The sequence below is a fragment of the Chitinibacter bivalviorum genome, from assembly GCF_013403565.1.
In the GTDB taxonomy this organism is placed as follows: Bacteria; Pseudomonadota; Gammaproteobacteria; order Burkholderiales; family Chitinibacteraceae; genus Chitinibacter; species Chitinibacter bivalviorum.
Genome location: NZ_CP058627.1, coordinates 632,470 through 651,800, shown reverse-complemented (window position 1 = coordinate 651,800; position 19,331 = coordinate 632,470). Strand labels below are relative to the sequence as shown.

General features: G+C 48.8%; 16 protein-coding genes. 1 reads left to right on the top strand and 15 read right to left on the bottom strand.

Annotated elements, in window-relative coordinates; genetic code table 11:
- Positions 1 to 68: 68 nt before the first annotated feature.
- The 8 genes from HQ393_RS02995 to HQ393_RS02960 all read right to left on the bottom strand — a co-directional run bounded on the left by HQ393_RS02995 (position 69) and on the right by HQ393_RS02960 (position 8,707).
- Positions 69 to 2,876 (bottom strand): 2-oxoglutarate dehydrogenase E1 component, encoded by a 2,808-nt coding sequence (locus HQ393_RS02995; protein ID WP_179357384.1) that lies wholly within the window; start codon positions 2,874 to 2,876, stop codon positions 69 to 71.
- Positions 2,877 to 2,998: 122 nt separating this feature from the next.
- Positions 2,999 to 4,285: a citrate synthase gene (gltA, locus tag HQ393_RS02990; protein WP_179357383.1), complete on the bottom strand. Its 1,287-nt coding sequence runs from the start codon at positions 4,283 to 4,285 to the stop codon at positions 2,999 to 3,001.
- A 13-nt stretch (positions 4,286 to 4,298) separates the two neighbouring features.
- Positions 4,299 to 4,583, bottom strand: coding sequence for an FAD assembly factor SdhE (locus HQ393_RS02985; protein ID WP_179357382.1), 285 nt, complete (start codon positions 4,581 to 4,583; stop codon positions 4,299 to 4,301).
- 70 nt (positions 4,584 to 4,653) lie between these two features.
- Positions 4,654 to 5,367, bottom strand: a complete 714-nt coding sequence (locus HQ393_RS02980) for a succinate dehydrogenase iron-sulfur subunit (RefSeq protein WP_179357381.1) — start codon at positions 5,365 to 5,367, stop codon at positions 4,654 to 4,656.
- 11 nt (positions 5,368 to 5,378) lie between these two features.
- A complete protein-coding gene (sdhA, locus tag HQ393_RS02975; protein WP_179357380.1) occupies positions 5,379 to 7,157 on the bottom strand; it encodes a succinate dehydrogenase flavoprotein subunit in 1,779 nt (592 codons plus the stop codon).
- A complete protein-coding gene (gene sdhD / locus HQ393_RS02970) occupies positions 7,154 to 7,504 on the bottom strand; it encodes a succinate dehydrogenase, hydrophobic membrane anchor protein (protein ID WP_179357379.1) in 351 nt (116 codons plus the stop codon). The genes sdhA and sdhD overlap by 4 nt, the downstream gene beginning before the upstream one ends.
- Positions 7,498 to 7,872 (bottom strand): succinate dehydrogenase, cytochrome b556 subunit, encoded by a 375-nt coding sequence (gene sdhC / locus HQ393_RS02965; protein ID WP_179357378.1) that lies wholly within the window; start codon positions 7,870 to 7,872, stop codon positions 7,498 to 7,500. The genes sdhD and sdhC overlap by 7 nt, the downstream gene beginning before the upstream one ends.
- Before the next feature lie 115 nt (positions 7,873 to 7,987).
- Positions 7,988 to 8,707: a GntR family transcriptional regulator gene (locus HQ393_RS02960; protein WP_179357377.1), complete on the bottom strand. Its 720-nt coding sequence runs from the start codon at positions 8,705 to 8,707 to the stop codon at positions 7,988 to 7,990.
- 229 nt (positions 8,708 to 8,936) lie between these two features.
- On the opposite strand from HQ393_RS02960, the gene HQ393_RS02955 reads away from it, so the two are divergent.
- A complete protein-coding gene (locus HQ393_RS02955) occupies positions 8,937 to 9,917 on the top strand; it encodes a malate dehydrogenase (protein ID WP_179357376.1) in 981 nt (326 codons plus the stop codon).
- A gap of 75 nt (positions 9,918 to 9,992) precedes the next feature.
- On the opposite strand, the gene HQ393_RS02950 is transcribed toward HQ393_RS02955, so the two are convergent.
- The 7 genes from HQ393_RS02950 to HQ393_RS02920 all read right to left on the bottom strand — a co-directional run bounded on the left by HQ393_RS02950 (position 9,993) and on the right by HQ393_RS02920 (position 19,196).
- Positions 9,993 to 10,907 carry a polysaccharide deacetylase family protein gene (locus HQ393_RS02950; RefSeq protein ID WP_179357375.1) on the bottom strand — a complete coding sequence of 305 codons (915 nt, stop codon included), beginning with the start codon at positions 10,905 to 10,907 and terminating at the stop codon, positions 9,993 to 9,995.
- Positions 10,904 to 11,950: a bifunctional UDP-4-keto-pentose/UDP-xylose synthase gene (locus HQ393_RS02945; protein ID WP_179357374.1), complete on the bottom strand. Its 1,047-nt coding sequence runs from the start codon at positions 11,948 to 11,950 to the stop codon at positions 10,904 to 10,906. The genes HQ393_RS02950 and HQ393_RS02945 overlap by 4 nt, the downstream gene beginning before the upstream one ends.
- A 38-nt stretch (positions 11,951 to 11,988) precedes the next feature.
- Positions 11,989 to 12,909 carry a formyltransferase gene (locus HQ393_RS02940; RefSeq protein ID WP_179357373.1) on the bottom strand — a complete coding sequence of 307 codons (921 nt, stop codon included), beginning with the start codon at positions 12,907 to 12,909 and terminating at the stop codon, positions 11,989 to 11,991.
- Positions 12,906 to 13,874, bottom strand: coding sequence for a glycosyltransferase (locus HQ393_RS02935; protein ID WP_179357372.1), 969 nt, complete (start codon positions 13,872 to 13,874; stop codon positions 12,906 to 12,908). Before HQ393_RS02935 ends, HQ393_RS02940 begins: the two co-directional genes overlap by 4 nt.
- Complete coding sequence (locus HQ393_RS02930; protein WP_179357371.1) at positions 13,871 to 14,986, bottom strand: DegT/DnrJ/EryC1/StrS family aminotransferase; 1,116 nt, start codon at positions 14,984 to 14,986, stop codon at positions 13,871 to 13,873. The genes HQ393_RS02935 and HQ393_RS02930 overlap by 4 nt, the downstream gene beginning before the upstream one ends.
- A gap of 5 nt (positions 14,987 to 14,991) precedes the next feature.
- Complete coding sequence (locus HQ393_RS02925; RefSeq protein WP_179357370.1) at positions 14,992 to 16,668, bottom strand: glycosyltransferase family 39 protein; 1,677 nt, start codon at positions 16,666 to 16,668, stop codon at positions 14,992 to 14,994.
- Between the two features lie 203 nt (positions 16,669 to 16,871).
- Positions 16,872 to 19,196: an extracellular solute-binding protein gene (locus HQ393_RS02920; protein ID WP_179357369.1), complete on the bottom strand. Its 2,325-nt coding sequence runs from the start codon at positions 19,194 to 19,196 to the stop codon at positions 16,872 to 16,874.
- Between the last annotated feature and the right edge of the window lie 135 nt (positions 19,197 to 19,331).

Here is a 19,331-nt window from a genome sequence, read left to right as displayed (position 1 = left end):
TGCCCGCTTCAAAAAGCGGCGGCAAAACGCTAAAAAACGCGGCACTCCACCGGGAGGCCGCGTCGTGATTACAGAGTCATTGCTTCTTCTACAAAGGCTTTGAGCTGCGCGTTGTGTTTGCTCATATATCCAACCGCAGGTGAAGCCGAAGATGGGCGACCCGCGAAGGTCAAAACCTGTTTGGGCTCCAGCACCGCTTCGAGGCGGTGACGGATCTGATGCCATGCACCTTGATTACGTGGCTCTTCTTGTACCCACATAATTTCTTTGGCATTTGGATATTTTTGCAATTCCGCTTGCAGCTCTTCAGCTGGGAACGGATACAACTGTTCAACACGCACGATCGCGATTTCTTTCATTTCGCGTTCGGTGCGGCCAGCGAGCAGATCGTAGTAAACCTGACCTGAGCAGCAGATCACGCGTTTCACTTTCTTCGCATCCAATTCTTGTGCTTCGCCAATCACTGGGCGGAATTCGCCGCTGGTGAAGTGCTCGATTGGGCTGCACGCGTTTTTCGCTTTCAACAGCTTTTTGCTCATGATGATGATCAAAGGCTTGCGATATGGACGCAGCATCTGACGACGCAAGGCGTGGAACATTTGCGCTGATTCAGACAACATCAATACTTGCACATTGTGCTCAGCACACAATTGCAGGTAACGCTCAACACGCGCAGATGAATGCTCTGGACCTTGACCATCGTAGCCGTGCGGCAAGATCATCGTCAGACCACACAAACGGCCCCATTTAGTTTCGCCAGAAGTAATAAACTGGTCGATCACTACCTGCGCACCGTTGGCGAAGTCACCAAACTGCGCTTCCCAGATCGTCAATTCATCGGGCGCTGAACATGCGTAGCCGTATTCAAAAGCCAATACCGCTTCTTCATTCAAAATCGAGTCGATCACCAAGAAATGGCCTTGGTTTTCTGACAGATTTTGCAGCGGAACATGAACGCCATGATCCCATTTTTCACGGTTTTGATCGTGCAATACGGCGTGACGGTGGTTAAACGTACCGCGACCTGAGTCCTCACCCGAAATGCGTACGCCCATGCCTTCAGTCAACAGTGTTGAGTAAGCCAAATGCTCAGCCATACCCCAATCCACTGGCGCCTCACCATTGGCCATCAAAGTGCGTTCTTTAACGATCTTTTCAACGTTGCCGCGCAATTTGAAATCCGCTGGATACTGAGTAAATTTCTCAGTCAATCGCACCAAATCGGCTTGTGGCACTGAAGTCGTTACTGGATGACGCCAGTGCGTACCCAAGTATTTGGTCCAATCCACTGCGTATGAGCGTTTGTAATCGGTCAGCGTCGTTTGTTCAACGTGTTCGCCACGATCGAGCGCATCGCGGTAAGCCTGAATCATGCCATCGGCTTCAGCTTGCGTTACCACACCTTGAGCGATCAATTGATCAGCGTAAACTTTACGTGGGCCAGGGTGAGCGGCAACCTTTTTGTACATCATTGGCTGAGTTACAAACGGATCATCTGCTTCGTTGTGGCCGTGTTTGCGGTAGCAAACCAGATCAATCACCACGTCTTTGTGGAATTTCTGACGGTATTGCAGCGCCGCTTCAGTCACCAAACACACCGCTTCAGGATCATCACCGTTCACGTGGAAAATCGGTGCTTCAACCATTTTGGCGATGTCGGTGCTAAACAAGCTTGAACGGTTATCGCGAATATCCGAAGTCGTGAAACCAACTTGGTTATTGATTACCAAGTGAACCGTACCACCAGTGCCGTAACCACGCGTTTGCGACAGATTGAACGTACCTTGGTTGGTACCCAAACCGATGAACGCAGAATCACCATGTATCAACAGTGGCAATACTTGATCACCAGTCAGATCTTTACGACGGTGTTGACGCGCGCGTACCGAGCCTTCAACTACTGGATTCACGATCTCAAGGTGAGAAGGATTAAATGCCAGAGTCAAATGCAATGGGCCACCCGGAGTCGGAATATCTGAGCTAAAGCCCATGTGATATTTCACGTCACCGGAAGCCAATTGCGTGTTGTAACGGCCTTCGAATTCGCCAAACAAATCGCGTGGCAATTTACCGAGGATGTTCACCAGCATGTTCAAGCGACCGCGGTGCGCCATACCGATCACGATTTCTTGCACGCCAACTGCACCCGCTGCTTGTGCGAGGTAGTCAACCGCTGGAATCATGCTATCGCCGCCTTCAAGCGAGAAGCGTTTTTGACCGACGTATTTCTTGTGCAAGTACTGCTCCAGCGTTTCCGCGGCAGTTACTTGTTTCAAAATGCGTTTTTTCTGGTCAACATTAAAGCTTGGCTGTGAGCGGCGGCTCTCGAAAAAGTCTTGCACCCACTTGCGCTCTTCGCCAGTGGTGATGTGCATGTATTCCAGACCGATATTGCCGCAGTAGGTTTGCTGCAAAAAGCCCAATACTTCAGTAGGCGTTGCGCGCTCTAGGCCGACAATATTGGTGCCGAGTTTGATCGCCATATCGCTATCAGTCAGACCGTGCGATTTAGGTTCCAACTCAGCGATTGGGCCTTTTTCCATACGCTTGAGCGGATCAAGCTTGGCAGCGCGGCTACCCATAATGCGGTAAGCTGAAATCATGCGCAGCAAGTTAACTTGGCGCTCAGTCGCCGCCTCATCCACTACACCGACGGCACGCACAGACTGCTTGGCCAATTGGCGGAATGACTCTTCAATCGGCGCGCGCACCACATCACGGGCTACTGAACCCGGCGTTTGCTGCAACTGATCGAAATAAGTACGCCATTGCGCGTCAACTGAAGACGCATCAATCAAATATTGTTCGTAGAGTTCTTCTACAAACGGAGCATTCCCGCCGAACAGCTGAGAATTAGTTTCGAGTTCTTTCATCATTGCCGTGTATCCAGTTTTTATCCGCCCTGCTTGCAAGCTGATGCCCATAGGCAAACGCAGCAAGGCCGGTCAATGCAGCTACGCCCTTATGCACTCACAAAAGGGCGCAGGAACCGCGGGGATTAGCCGCGTTTGTCCATTGGTACGTAATCGCGTTTTTCCGCGCCAGTGTATTGCTGACGTGGACGACCGATCTTCATACCTGGATCAGAGATCATTTCGTTCCAGTGGCTAATCCAGCCCACAGTACGAGCCAACGCAAAGATCACAGTGAACATAGGTACTGGAATACCCAAGGCCGATTGAACGATACCTGAGTAGAAGTCCACGTTTGGATACAGCTTACGCTCGATGAAGTACGGATCTTCCAGCGCGATTTTTTCCAATTCCATCGCCAGTTTGAATTTCGGATCATCTTGCAGACCGAGCTCATTCAATACTTCGTGACAGATGCGACGCATTACATTGGCGCGTGGGTCCATGTTTTTGTAAACGCGGTGACCAAAGCCCATCAGTTTATGCGTTTTCGCTTTCACACCTTCCATGAAGGCTGGAACGGCTTCCACTGAACCGATTTCGTCCAGCATCAACAATACGGCTTCGTTAGCGCCACCGTGCGATGGGCCCCACAAGCAAGCGATACCGGCAGCGATACATGCAAATGGATTTGCACCCGACGAGCCAGCCAGACGTACAGTTGACGTTGAAGCATTTTGCTCATGGTCTGCGTGCAGCGTGAAGATCACGTCCAGCGCGCGAACCAGTACTGGATTTGGTTCGTATTTTTCACATGGAGTAGAGAACATCATGTGCATGAAGTTCGCGGTGTAGCTCAAATCGTTACGTGGGTAAACGAATGGCAAACCTTGGTTGTAGCGGTAGCACATCGCAGCAATCGTTGGGATCTTAGAGATCAAACGGAACATTGCTACTTTGCGGTGTTCTGGATTATTGATATCCAGGCTGTCTTGGTAGAACGCAGACAAGGCACCCACCACACCGACCATCATTGCCATTGGGTGAGAATCACGACGGAAGCCTTTGAAGAACGCCGTCAACTGCTCGTGAATCATCGTGTGGCTCATCACGGTTTTTTGAAACTCAGCTTTTTGCGCTGCAGTTGGCAATTCACCATTGATCAACAGGTAGCACACTTCGAGGTAGTCAGACTCTTCAGCCAACTGCTCGATAGGGTAACCACGATAGTAAAGCTGACCCAAATCACCATCAATAAAAGTGATTTTCGATTCGCAGCTTGAAGTTGCCAAAAAGCCGGGGTCAAAAGTAAACATGCCAGTTTTAGAAAAACTACGGATGTCGACTACATCTGGACCCAATGTTGATTTCAAAACAGGCATTTCCAGCGTGTTTTGGCCATCGTTATAAGTCAGCGTGACTTTCTTTTCCATCGTGTTGCTCCTGTTAAAGCGCTTCTGTAGTGCGCTCGGCAATGCCGGCTGCGTTATTGTTTGCTGCGCTGATTCGCGCAATCATCACGGCAAGTTCGGGGTCTGGACAGACCGATTTGCCGTTCACATACTCTAAGAAATCCCAGTCTGGCAGCATCAAAATTTGCTCGTACACCGCCAGTTCTTGCTCGTTCAATGTCGGTAGAACTTCATTCACAAAACGTTCAAGCTGTAAATCTAGCTCCAACAAACCGCGGCGCGAACGCCAGATAATGCGCTTGAGTTCTACTTCATCCATCGTGCCCCCCTACATGGGTATTGGCCTGCAAATCAATAGCTAGAAGATTTACAGGCACATACCCACTTTATTAGCTAATACGTTTAACCATCAGATCTTTGATCTTACCGATGGCTTTAGTTGGATTGAGCTCTTTCGGGCACACATCCACGCAGTTCATGATGCTGTGGCAGCGGAACAGGCGATATGGGTCTTCCAGATTATCCAAACGCTGGTTTGTTGCTTCGTCACGGGTATCCGCAATAAAGCGATACGCTGCGAGCAGACCAGCTGGGCCAACGAACTTATCAGGATTCCACCAGAACGATGGGCAAGACGTCGAACAGCAAGCGCACAAGATACATTCGTACAAGCCATCGAGCTCTTTACGATCTTCTTGGCTTTGCAGACGTTCACGATCCGGCGCTGGGCTGTCGTTAATTACGTAAGGCTTGATCGAGTGATATTGCTTGAAGAACTGCGTCATATCGACGATCAGGTCGCGAATCACAGGCAAGCCTGGCAGCGGGCGCACTTCGATTGGCTGTTTGAGCGTGTCGATGTCAGTAATACAGGCCAGACCATTTTTGCCATTAATGTTCATCGCGTCCGAGCCACACACACCTTCACGGCAAGAGCGACGGAATGACAATGATTCATCCACGACTTTCAATTTCACCAAGGCATCGAGCAATTTGCGTTCAGTCGTAGTATCGACTTCTACGCTGATGTCTTGCATATACGGTTTAGCGTCTTTATCTGGATCGTAGCGATAAACACGGAATTTGACGGTTTGAGTAGTCATATTCGATCCTCTTAGTACGAACGCGTTTTCAACGCGATCGTGTCAACAGTCAAAGGCTTCATATTGACTGGTTTGTATTCAAGTTGATTGCCTTCACGGTGCCACAAGGTATGTTTCAACCAGTTTGCATCGTCACGGCCATTTGGACGCTCAGCAGTGTCTTCTGCATCATCACGCACATGGGCGCCACGCGATTCTTTACGCGCTTCAGCAGAGATCATCGTGGCTTTGGCCACTTCGATCAGGTTTTCCAACTCGAGCGCTTCAAGGCGTGCGGTATTGAAAGTCTTGGATTTGTCGGCAATCACGGTGTTTTTCACCATTTGCTCAACTTCCAGAATCTTCGAAACGCCTTGTTTAAGCATGTCGTTAAAGCGGAATACACCACAATGCGCTTGCATCGTGCGCTGCATCGCCAAACGCGCTTCGTTCACATTGGTACCGCTAGTTTGGTTATCCAAACGCGCCACCCGTGCTACCGAACGCTCAACGTCTTTCATCGCCACTTCTGGCAAGTCTTTTGGCGCTGACTTGATAAAGTCAATCATGCTATTACCTGATGATTTACCAAACACCAACAAGTCCAGCAATGAGTTCGTACCCAAGCGGTTAGCGCCGTGGACAGAAGCACATGCGCACTCACCCGCCGCGTAGAAACCTTTTACAGTTTGCTCGCCCAACACCACTTCACCTTTGTAATTGGTCGGGATACCGCCCATCTGGTAGTGGCAAGTTGGTACAACAGGGATTGGCGCTTTAATTGGGTCAACACCGGCAAACTTGATCGAAATTTCACGAATACCTGGCAATTTCGACATGATCACGTCTGGATCAAGGTGGGTAATGTCGAGCAAAACGTGGTCTTTATTTGGACCACAGCCACGGCCTTCGTTAATTTCGGTCACCATCGCACGTGATACAACGTCACGTGAGGCCAAGTCTTTGGCGTTGGGCGCGTAGCGTTCCATGAAACGCTCGCCTTCCGAGTTACGCAAAATGCCGCCTTCGCCGCGTACACCTTCGGTGATCAATACACCTGCACCAGCTACGCCAGTTGGGTGGAATTGCCAGAATTCCATGTCTTCGAGCGGAATGCCTGCACGCGCAGCCATACCCAGACCATCGCCAGTATTGATAAAGGCATTGGTCGAAGACGAGAAAATACGGCCAGCGCCGCCCGTGGCAAACAAGGTTGCTTTAGCTTGGAAAATCACGACTTCAGATGTTTCCATCTCCATCGCCACAACACCTTGTACATTGCCTTCTTCGTCACGAATCAGATCGAGCGCCATCCACTCAACGAAGAATTGAGTATTTGCGCGTACATTGCGCTGGTACAAAGCGTGCAACATGGCATGACCAGTACGGTCAGCGGCAGCACAGGCACGGCGAACTGGTTTTTCACCAAAGTTGCTCATGTGGCCGCCAAATGGACGCTGATAGATCGTGCCATCAGAGTTACGGTCAAACGGCATACCGAAATGTTCAAGCTCGATCACCACGTTTGGTGCTTCACGACACATGAATTCGATCGCGTCTTGGTCACCCAACCAATCCGAACCTTTTACTGTGTCATACATATGCCAGTGCCAATGATCTGGCTCTGAATTACCCAAAGAGGCCGAAACACCACCTTGCGCAGCAACTGTGTGCGAACGCGTTGGGAATACTTTCGACAGTACTGCGGTTTTCATACCCGCTTCAGAGAGTTGCAATGCGGCACGCAGACCTGCACCACCCGCGCCAACAATAATGGCGTCAAACTTGCGAACTGGAATAGCCTTGGTCATGCAACACCCCACACTACTTTAACCATATAAATCAAGCTGCCGAGCAACCATAGCAGCGTCAGTACGTGCATTGTCAAACGCACGCCTACGTGCTGGATGTAATCCATCCAGATATCACGCACACCAACCCATGCATGCCACAACAAAGCCGTAATCGCGATCGTCGTACCCACTTTCACCCAAGTACAGGCGAACAATTGTTGCCACGCTTCAAATGAAGCGCCATTCGCCAACAAAATGAACGCCACCACACCGATGGTGAACGCCAGCATAATCACCGCAGTTACGCGCTGCACCAGCCAATCGCGCAAACCGTAATGCGCACCCACAACATGACGCTTTACCATGTCAACGCTCCAATAATGACGGTTAATGTGATGCTCACAGCCATAACGATTTTTGCCGTCAAGCGAGCAGGTTTTAAATCAACGCCTTTATGAATGTCCATCATCAAAAAGCGGATACCCGCACAGGCGTGGTGCAAATAAGCCCACAGCACGACCAGCAAAAATAATTTGATCACTGGATGAGCGATGCATTCTTTGAATGCAGCAAAACGCTCGGCACTCGATAAAGACCCTTCCAAGGCATAAAGCATGAAAGGGATTGATAAAGCCAACAATGCACCGCTAATGCGGTGTAAGCCTGAAACTATAGCGGGCAACGGAAACTTGATGACCGCTAAATTCAGATGCTTAGGGCGTGCTTTTTGCATGCGCTCATTTCCTCTGTATTAACCAAATGAAGTTTTGATACTACTTTTTACAATCTGACCCAAATCAATGCGCCAGTCTCATAAACCCTAGAAAATAACCATACTGCCCGATCATCTACGCAGAGACTGAGGGTTCAAAAGCCAGCTCCTCAGTTTTCAGCCAAGCCACACTCCACACCTGTGGTTTTCCTGAAAAATCTTTAGCCAAGCGCACTAGTTGCAACAAAGGCTCATTCAGCTCCACTTGCAACAACCTAGCTTCAGCAGATCCTGCACACACTGCTCGGTAACGCGTTTCTCCATCCTGCAGGCGCACACCAAAGTCACGCCAACATAATTCCCGCAAATTGCCTTTTAGCTCACGAATCCGGCGCATTTCCAATTCGGGGAAATTCGCCTCAGGCAATAGCAACTCTTCCAAACCTACAATTTGCCCTGCAACCCGTAATAATCGACGTACTTGCCAAAGTGCGGCACCGCGGCGCAAACCTAAAATTTCAGCCAACTGCTCGCCTGCGTGTATCTTGACGCAACCGAGCAACTCAATCTTTGGTACCTCACCTTTGGGGTCAGTGAGTAGCGCAAAACGACCACGCATCAGAAAGTCGCTCATCCCAGCGACAAAAGTGCCAACGCCTTGGCGTCGATACAACACTGATTCGGCCACCAAAGCATCTAAGGCTTTACGCACAGTACCTTGGCTAACCCCAAATCGCTGCCCCAACTCCACTTCGCTCGGAAGACTTTCATCTTCCTGCCATTCGCCAGCTTCGACCGCAGCCATCACTTCGCGAATCACTTGCTTATACAAAGGCTGTGCAGCTAATTTTTTCATTCCATGCGCTTTTTATCATGTTGTCGGCGCAGAGTCTACTACAGTCTTATATAAGACAAAAGATACAATACATTTTAACCAGCAAAACCGTCACTTTTTTCCCAAAAAAGTCTCATCGTGCTAAACTTGTTTTGCTAAACATCAAAGCCTTGTTGCTTAAGTTGTGCAGTTACAAGCACTGATCTATTTTGTCGCTGGCGTATTTGCCGCTAATCGGAGTCGTTCAAAAATGAAAAAACCTGTACGCGTTGCCGTCACTGGTGCTGCTGGTCAAATTGGCTACAGCCTCTTATTCCGTATTGCTTCTGGCGCGATGCTCGGCCCAGATCAGCCTGTTATCTTGCAATTGCTTGATATCACACCTTCATTGCCAGCATTGAACGGCGTAGTGATGGAATTGGATGACTGCGCATTCCCATTACTGCAAGGTATCGTACAAAGCGATGATCCTGAAGTTGCCTTTAAAGATGTAGACATCGCCTTGCTGGTTGGCGCACGTCCACGTGGCCCAGGCATGGAGCGCAAAGACTTGCTCGAAGCCAACGGCGCAATCTTTACCACTCAAGGTAAAGCACTCAATAAAGTAGCTAGCCGTGACGTTAAAGTATTGGTAGTTGGCAATCCAGCGAACACCAACGCTTACATTGCAATGAAAAACGCGCCGGATCTGAACCCAGCCAATTTCACTGCCATGATGCGTCTGGACCATAACCGCGCCTTGACTCAAATCGCGCAGAAAACCGGCACAGCTGTGACTGATGTAAGCAAAATGATCATCTGGGGCAATCACTCTGCGACACAGTACCCAGATTTGTTCCACGCTGAAGTGAAAGGCGCGAGTGCAGCTACTTTGATCAACGATCAAAAATGGCTCGAAACTGAATTCATCCCAACTGTGCAACAACGTGGTGCAGCCATTATTAAAGCACGCGGTTTGTCTTCTGCGGCTTCTGCAGCCAATGCAGCGATCGACCATATCCGCAACTGGGTATTGGGCACTCCGGAAGGCGATTGGGTTACCATGGGCGTGCCAGCAAATGGCGAATATGGCTATGAAGACCTGATCTACGGTTACCCAGTAACTTGTAAAGATGGTAAATACACCATCATCCAAGGTTTGGAAATCAGCGAATTTAGCCGTGCTCGTATGGATGCAACGGCAAAAGAATTGTCTGAAGAGCGTGATGCGGTAAAACACCTACTCGCTTAATTTGCTCATTCCCAAGAAAAAGCCCATCATCTGATGGGCTTTTTTTATTTAATCTAAAAAAAAACTAGAAATGGCTTACTTTTCAGCGCCGCCTTGCAAAGCCAATACCCCGCTTCGGCCCGCAATCTCCCCCATCAAAACTTGATGGCGCGGCAATTGCTTCATATCCAGCGATTCAAACGCTGCTTTACAACTGACCAATTGATAGCCTTGATTTTGCCACCCAAGCAACAATTTCTCGAATGTATCTGCCAGACGCTGTCCTTCTAATTCAGCATGCAGCGTATACACATGAGGGGTATTAATTTTAGACTCGGTCAGCATGAGCAAATGCTCGTGTACATTAGCCTCAGTCCATCCATCCAAGCCAATCAATTCATCCAGCGTTGGCAAGGTACTAGGTAATTGCGGGACGCCGATTAACTTACCTTCAGTAGAAACGGGTTGAAATGGATGTGTACCTCGACCATCTGACGCATAAATTAAGCCTAACTCCGCCTCAAATGCGTAAGCCGCTTCATTCATTTGCCAGCCCGCAGCACCGTGCGTTTTTGCAGGCTCGCCAAAAATCTCAACAAAGCGCTCAGCAGCCAGCTGCATTTCATTTTGCGTCCATTGAGCATCTTTATCAGCAACATAATCTTGCCAGCGGATATGATCCCAGCAATGAATGCCGACTTCAAAACCCGCATCGCGCACCGAGCGCAACAAGGCTACTTCGCGCCGACCGATATCTGGGCCTGGCAGTAATGTACCGTATAAAAGAGTTCGTATTCCGTAGTGCTCAACAACAGAAGTGCGTGACACTTTATTCAAAAAACCTGGGCGAAATACCCGTTTGATGGCGCGGCCCGTATGATCGGGGCCCAAACTGAATAAAAACGTCGCTCCTGCATTGTATTTCTTGAGCAGAGCCATGAGCCGTGGCACCCCCTCACGAGTGCCACGCCAAGTATCAACGTCAATTTTCAAAGCTAACAGCGGTTTCATACGTCTGCCAAATCTCGGACTGCCGCCGCTTGATCGCGGTAAAACTCAAAAATGCCTTTTAATGCATCTTCCATGCTCGTGCTTGGCGCCCAATCCAAATCTGTCATGGTGTTGTCAATTTTTGGTACACGATTTTGTACGTCCTGATAGCCCTTGCCATAGTATTCACCTGACGTCGTTTCTACCACATTAACTTTAGCTACGCCTTCTGCATATTCAGGGTATTGCTTGGCCAGAGACAACATCATTTCGGACAATTCGCGCACTGAGTAATTGTTTTTTGGATTGCCAATATTGTAGATCTGGCGTGTCGCTTTACCGTCTTTGTTCTTAATAATTTTAACCAGCGCAGCAATACCATCATCGATATAGGTAAACGCACGTTTTTGGCTACCGCCATCCACCAGTTTAATCGTCTCGCCACGAACAATATGACCAAGGAACTGGGTAATCACGCGGCTAGAGCCTTCCTTGGGCGTATGAATACTATCGAGGCCCGCACCGATCCAGTTAAATGGACGGAATAACGTGTAATCAAGCCCTTCTTGCTGACCATACGCGGCAATGACGCGATCCATCAATTGTTTTGAGCAGGCGTAAATCCAGCGTGGCTTGTTAATTGGGCCATACACGAGGTTTGAGTTTTCTGGATCAAACTCTTCATCAGCACACATGCCATAGACTTCGGACGTGGATGGGAAGACCACGCGTTTTTTGTATTTCACGCACCATTTAATAATGGGCAGGTTAGCTTCAAAATCGAGTTCAAATACACGCAGCGGCGCTTGCACATAGGTCGCTGGCGTTGCAATTGCGACCAAAGGGAGAACGACATCACATTTTTTTACATGATATTCAATCCACTCTTGGTTGATCGTGATGTCACCCTCAAAGAAGTGGAAGCGTGGATTTGCGCTAAATTCACTCACCTTATCAGCATACATATCCATGCCGAAGACTTCCCAGTCCGTGGTTTCCAAAATGCGCTTAGTCAGATGATGACCAATAAAACCATTCACACCGAGAATAAGTACTTTTTTCATGTTAACCCGCCCTAGTTCAATTGTGTTTTGACTCAGAATTACAACTTAATTCGACCATTCAGATAGCGGGCCACATTTGCCACATCCAATTTGATACCGCCAATTTCGCCGTCTAAGACTTGCAACAAACCGCCATCGGCGGTGTAAATCACCAAGCGCTGTTGCTCATCGAGCTGCATACAGCATGGCTGCGGCGCAAGCCCTGATTCGGTCAGCACGCGAGTACGCCATAAGATCAAGCGGCCAAGCGGTGTATCACTAAAAGCCCCCGGATAGGGGCGAGTAACGGCACGAACCAGATTATGAATTTGACGCACACTGTGCGACCAATCGATTCGACCATCTTCGGCTTTGCGCCCACCGAAATATGCGCCCTGGCTAAGATCCTGCGGGGTCAATGTTGCAAGACCTGCTACCAGCTGCGGAATAGCGCGCATTAGACATATCTCTGCCGCGACCACGACTTTGCCAAATACCTCATCAGCAGTGTCATCGGGCAAAATGGGGACCGCTTGCTGATCGACAATGGCGCCATTATCCGGCTTTAAATTCATCTGATGCAGCGTTACGCCCGTTTCAGTCTCGCCATGAATAATGGCCCAGTTAATCGGCACTCGGCCACGGTATTTTGGCAGTAATGAGCCATGTAAATTGAAAGCACCAGAACGCGGCGCCGCCAAAAGCGGGGCTTGAAGCATATTGCGATAGTAAAAGCTAAACAAAAAATCAGGAGCTAAAACTGTGATTTTTTGTTCAATTTCAGGTGTATTGGGATCGTCAGGCGTAATGCATTCGATCTGATATTCTGCACACACATCACGTACAGATTCAAACCAGATATTTTCATTCGGGTTGTCTTGATGGGTAACCACCAATTTGATCTCAAGCCCCAAGGCCAGCAGAGACTTTAAGCTGCGGACGCCGACGTTATGGTAGGCAAAAACTACGGCGCTTTTCATACTGGATCGGCCTGTTCTGTATCGATACTTGCCTTTTTCTCCAACACTGCAGCGATTAGATAGCGTGGGCGCTCTCTCACTTCTTGATAAATACGCCCAATATATTCACCCAAGAGGCCAATCCCAAACAGGGCAATCCCTACCAGAAAAAACACCAGCGCAAATAAAGTAAAAATACCCCCCTCTTCAGGCCCAACGATCAGCCGGCGACCCAATAGATAAGCAAACAATAGTCCTGAACCAATGGATACCAACATGCCTAGCATGGAGAAAAACTGAAGCGGCACCAAGGAAAAGCCCGTCATCAAATCAAAATTGAGGCGAATCAGACTGTACAGCGAATATTTAGATTCACCAGCATGACGCTCTTCATGCCCGATCACGACTTCAGTGGGTTTTTGGGAAAATGAATAGGCTAAAGCGGGAATAAAGGTGTGCATTTCATTGCACTGGTTGATCGTGTCGATGATGCGCCGACTGTAGGCTCGCATCATGCAGCCTTGGTCGGTCATCTTGATACGGGTGATTTTTTCTCGTAAACGATTCATTGCTCGACTAGCCCAATGACGCCATAAACTATCATTGCGCTGACGGCGGATGGAGCCGACATAGTCGTGCCCTTTATCCATTTCAACTAACAAAGTAGCAATGTCTTCGGGTGGATTTTGTAAATCGGCGTCCAACGTCACAATTTGTTGGCCACGGACATGCTCAAACCCGGCCAAAATAGCGCGGTGCTGACCGAAATTGCCATTAAATAAAATGACGCGAGTGACATCTGGGCGTAAATGAAACTGCTCAGTCAAAATTCCTGCAGATCGATCACGGCTACCATCATTGATAAAAATCACTTCATAGGGCTTAGCTAATGCATCCAATGCAGGATAAAGCCTTGCAAACAAAGCGGCGAGGCTATCTTCTTCGTTGTAAACCGGAATAACGACAGATAAAACAGGGAGACTCATAGTTGGCTCATCACGTGAGTTAATGTGCTGCAAACACGTTCGATATCACTTTTTTGCATTGCGGGGAATAAAGGTAGCGTCAGAATCCTGGCTGCGATCGCTTCGGTATGAGGCAGCTGCCCTTCATGCCAACCCAATTGACGATAGAGAGAGGTTGTATGGATTGCGGGGTAATGAACCCCGACGGCAATGCCAGCCTCTTTCATCATGGCAATCAATTTGGGGCGTTGCGCAGCAAGGCGCTCTGGCAACACAATCTGAAACATATGCCAGTTACTTTGTTCAAACTCGGCAGGCGGCAAGCCTAGCCCCAGCTTATCAAGGCTAGTGCAATACAACTTCGCCAATTCACGGCGACGAGCATTAAACTCATCCAGTCGAGCCAATTGCCCCAAACCAATCGCGGCTGCAATGTCGGTCAAATTGGCTTTACCGCCAAGCACATCACAATCATAAGTGCCGTCAGGTGCTCTAGTAACACCCTGCAGGCGCAACTTCTCGAAAAGTCGAGCTTCATCCTCGTTATTCATCACCAGACACCCACCTTCACCTGTGGTCATGTTTTTATTGGGATGAAAACTAAACGCCACTAAATCACCAAAACTACCTAGCTCGCGGCCTTGCCAATTCGCACCTTGCGACTGGGCAGCATCTTCCACAACACGAATGCCATATTGGTTTGCAAGGCGATACACCCCCTCCCTATCTACGGGAAAGCCAGCCAGATCAACAGGAATTATTGCTTTTGTTTTAGCGCTAATCGCCTGCTCGACCAACTTCAGATCGATCAAGCGCGTCAACGGGTCAATATCTACAAACACTGGCGTTGCGCCCACCGCCAAAATCACATTGGCGGTCGCCACCCAAGAGAGCGACGTTGTAATTACCTCATCACCCGCGCTGACACCCGCAATACGTAATGCAAATTCAAGTGCCGCGGTGGCCGAATTAACCAGCCGCACAGGACGCCCGCCAGCGCGAACTGACAGTGCAGCTTCAAGCTCGCGACATTTTGGCCCTGTCGTTAGCCAACCGGAACGCAACACATCCGCAACACTGGCAATAGTGGCTTCATCGATGTCTGGACGAGTAAATGGTAAAAAATCAGTCATAAGTTTCAATTTGAATGTGTTGACGGCTTGATCACAACCATACGGCGTACATCTTGGTAAACCACTTGCATCGGCAAGCCTTGCTGCTGCAATTGTGCATAGGTTTGCTTATTGAGCATGGCCATCGCACGCGGCGCGGCCTGCCATTGTGGAATAAACTCTGCAATCGTAGGAATCCAGACTTTCGGCTCAGTCGTTTCGCCATATTCAAATTCATCGACGTATTGCACCAAAGTCACTGGTCGCTGCAAGTAATAGGGAAAGGTTTGCTCGTAAGTAGCGACCGAATATATCTGCATATCAGGGGTGATATATTTCTTCACTTGCTCGACAACACCGCTACTGCTTTTAAGCTGACCGTATGAATTGTGACCCGCACTGGCAATGCCGATCCCTAGTACCGTTGCCATTGCAATCGCCATGACCGCAAATTCATTTTTTCCTTGACTCAACATCCGCCAAGCGATCGCCGCCCCCATCAAAAAGAGGGTTGCAGCGCCTGCTAAATACCAAGCAAAGTGAATTAAAACTTCACGCGGTGAGTTCTCGGATGACCAATGATGAACAAAAGGGCTCGCTACCAATATCAAAGCCCAGATCGCAATCGGTAAATACAAATGTTTTTTGATGCTATTTGTCGAAGATCGAGCCAAATATGGCGCTAATAGCAAGGCCATAGCGGGGAACATCGGCAAAATATACGAGGGTAATTTCGAGCCTGACTTGCTAAAAAAAGCAAAGATAAACACACACCAAATCAGCACGAAGCGCTCTAGCTGGAAGCGACTACCGCGTTTTTTCCACGCATCCCGCGTTAAGGCTGGAATCCAAGCCGTCCACGGTAAAAAGCCGGCAAATAAAATCGGAATAAAATAATAAATAGGGCCTTCACGACGATGTTCGGTCGTCAGAAAACGTTCAAAATGCTCACGGATAAAGAAGAAATGCGCAAAGCCTGGATTTTTGGCCGAAACCAGATAAAACCATGGTGCAGTTAGCAAGAGAAAAATCGACAAGCCAGTAACCCAGTGCATTTTTCGCCAGCAAGACCACTGCCAATTGATCAGGCTGTATAAAAACAAGGTCATACCTGGAATGAGAATACCGATCAGCCCCTTCGATAAGGTTGCACCAGCCATCCCAGCCCACGCGAGCCACATCCAATTGCGCTGCTCCGAGCTGTTTGCCTCATCACGTTGCGCCAACACAAAGCTGCACAGCGTCACCGTCAGAAAGAAAGTAACGCCCATATCCAAGGTTAAGAAATGGCTATTGCCAAAGATCCAAGTCGTACCCGCACAAACCAAAGCGGCAAGGTGACCGACTTGCGTGCCCCATAATTTTCGAGCAGTAAAACCAACGGCCAGCACCGACAATATACCCGACAGGCCTGGCCAGAACCGGGCGGCAAAATCAGTAAACCCAAAAATATAGAAACTGAAGCTGCTAATCCAATATTGCAAAATCGGTTTTTCAAAATATAGGATGCCATTTAGTCGGGGAGTTAACCAATCTCCGGTTTGCAACATCCCCATTGCAATCGACGCATAACGACCTTCATCTGGATGAATCAGGTCTCGAAAAGAAAGGGATATAAACCAGAAAATAGTGAGGAGAAACCAGAAGATGGTGATTGGCTGAAACAACCAATGGGTAGTTTTTACTTGTTCTTTCAATGACATTCGGGCTTTACTCGGCAGGCGCTAAATGGCGCGAATTTTGATCACGCAATCAATTTGAAAGCCAAAACCAGCAGCAAATTGCTCGGGTTTTAGCAAGCCTGACTATTAAAGCAGAGAAGTATTATTTTTTCGTGATATTTCCCAAGTAAATCTTAGCTTCGAATCAAATAAACATCACCAAGCATGTGCCGATTGAGCGGCAGCTATGCACTTCTGGCTGTTGACGCTAGTTTTTGCGCAGCAGCCGTCGCGGTGATGTGGTCGTTATGCCAAAATTCGTACACCACCTCGATCAATGCTTTTTTCAAGCTGTCTTGCACTGCCATATTGTGCGCCCATGATGGCACCAAGGTGTTTTTTTGTGCAGACTGGGCAAAGTCAGCGGCGGAAGCTTTGCCATATGCATCGAGTAAATTCCGGTCAATATCAGTTCGCGCCGGGATGGAGCCTTTATGATGGTTATAGGCAACTTGGCATTCGCTTGTCATTAGCAACTCAGCAAAATCCGTTTGTGCTTGAGCTCGTACTGGATCTTCTTGACGGAACATTGTGAGCGTATCGGCGGCAAAGCTATATTCACCATCAAGATTAGGCGCGGCCCAGAATACATAATCGATATCTGGTTTTTTACCCGCAGTATCAAATTCACCTTTCACCCAATCCCCCATTAACTGCATGGCTGCCCGCCCATTAATAATGTCGGCGGCAACCAAGTTCCAATCGCGCCCAACGGGATCTTCGCTGCAAAACGGTTTAATTCGGCGGAACATTTCCAACGCTCGAATAGTCTGCGGTCCAGACAATGTGGCTTGATCCAGTTTACTAAAAGCATCAACATAATATCTCGCGCCACAAAGACCTAAAGATACCGCCTCAAACAGCGTAGCAACCTGCCATTTCACTTCACTGTGTGCGATTGGAGTAATGCCGGCCGCTTTCAATTTTTCACACAAGCTGATGAACTCATCCCAGCTGCGCGGAGCTTGGCTCACGTTCACGCGACGCAATAGCGCCACATTGGCCCAGATGACATTCACACGCGCAACGCCTAGAGGCACCGCAACATAATGGCCATCAGCATGCATTTGGTCATCAATCACCTTAGGTAATATCTGCGCCCAACCCTGTTTACTGGCAATCCCATCAAGATTGGCGAGTACGTTTTTCCCTGCCCATGCCTGAATTTTGACCCCACCAATAGCGGCTGCAGTGGGTAAATCACCGTCTTCAACTGCTTTTTTCAGCATACCGGGTACGTCTTTACCACTGTGATTATCTGACCAGTGATGGCCTATTTTATTTAGTCGCGCTTTCACATCAGCGACGGCACGAAAACCACTGGCAGCAAACCAGCCATGCAAAACACTAATGTCTTCCAGTCTGAATCGCCCTACTGCGCTCATCAATTCACGCGCGCGATTATCCAGCGTTTCCAGTGCTTTCTTGGTTTGTTGCAACGCCGAATCGCTCGATTGCGTCATGGCGTTAATTTGCTCAGATGATTGAGCCATGGTGTGACTCGCGGCGGTTTGTTCTCGAGTGGCATAAGCGATTCCCCGCACCACTTCCACCGCGTTTTCCATCCGCTGGCCGATGGTATTCATCAGCGCACTGGCTTCATTGGCGCGCTGAACACTTGCACTCACCCCGCTCGAGGCTTTATCCATATTCTTTAAAGCAATTTGCGTATCTTTGCCGACCGAATTAATCCGCTCGGTAATTTCCACCGTGGCTTTTGCGCTGCGTTCGGCCAATTTACGTACTTCATCAGCCACTACGGCAAAACCGCGCCCTTGTTCGCCAGCTCGCGCAGCTTCAATCGCGGCATTAAGTGCCAACAAATTAGTTTGCTCAGCAATATCTTTGATGACACTCACGATGCTGCCAATTTCTTGGGAACGATGCCCCAAATCGGCCATAGCAACACTCAACGATGAGATAGATTCCTGCATTTTCCCGACTTCTTCGGAAACGCTATGAACGGTGTGTGCACCATCGATTGAGAGCTGCTGTGTATCACCGACAGCTTGGTCAACTTCAAACGCGCTGTCCGCAATATGCGTAATACTCACAGAGATTTCTTCCACCGCTGCGGCTGAAACAGCGACGAAATCCGCTTGAGTGTGGCTATCTTTGACAAGCTGGCCAGTGACGACGGTGATTTCCTTTAAACCCAAAGACAGGCCTTCCATATCGCGCTGCACTTCACGAAATGTACTTTGCAGATCGGCGGCAAAATGATTAAAGCCATCGGCCGCTTGCCCAATTTCATCATTACCTGTAGTGGCGATCCGGACGTTTAAATTGCCGCCATCGTGTTGTAATTGTTTCATCGCGGCAAAAAATCGCAGCATGGGTTTACAGAGCCACTGCAACATGGCCCACTGCACGACCGCGGCTAAGCCCAACCCCAACACCATGGCAATGCTCACATGCCATCCTAAGCCTAGATTCAGTCCAGCGGCCAATAACAGACCCAGCAAGGTACTGAGCAAAGAAGACAGGATCATTCGCGTTTGAAAAGGCATTTTCGCCTCCGGCTAGATGGGATGAGCAAATCAGCAGCAATACTAACAAGACTGAAGACCTTACTTCAGCATAGTCAGCTTGGCACAAAATCGGTAAAAATTCATTGCGCTAAATTCATTAGTACCGCAAAAGAA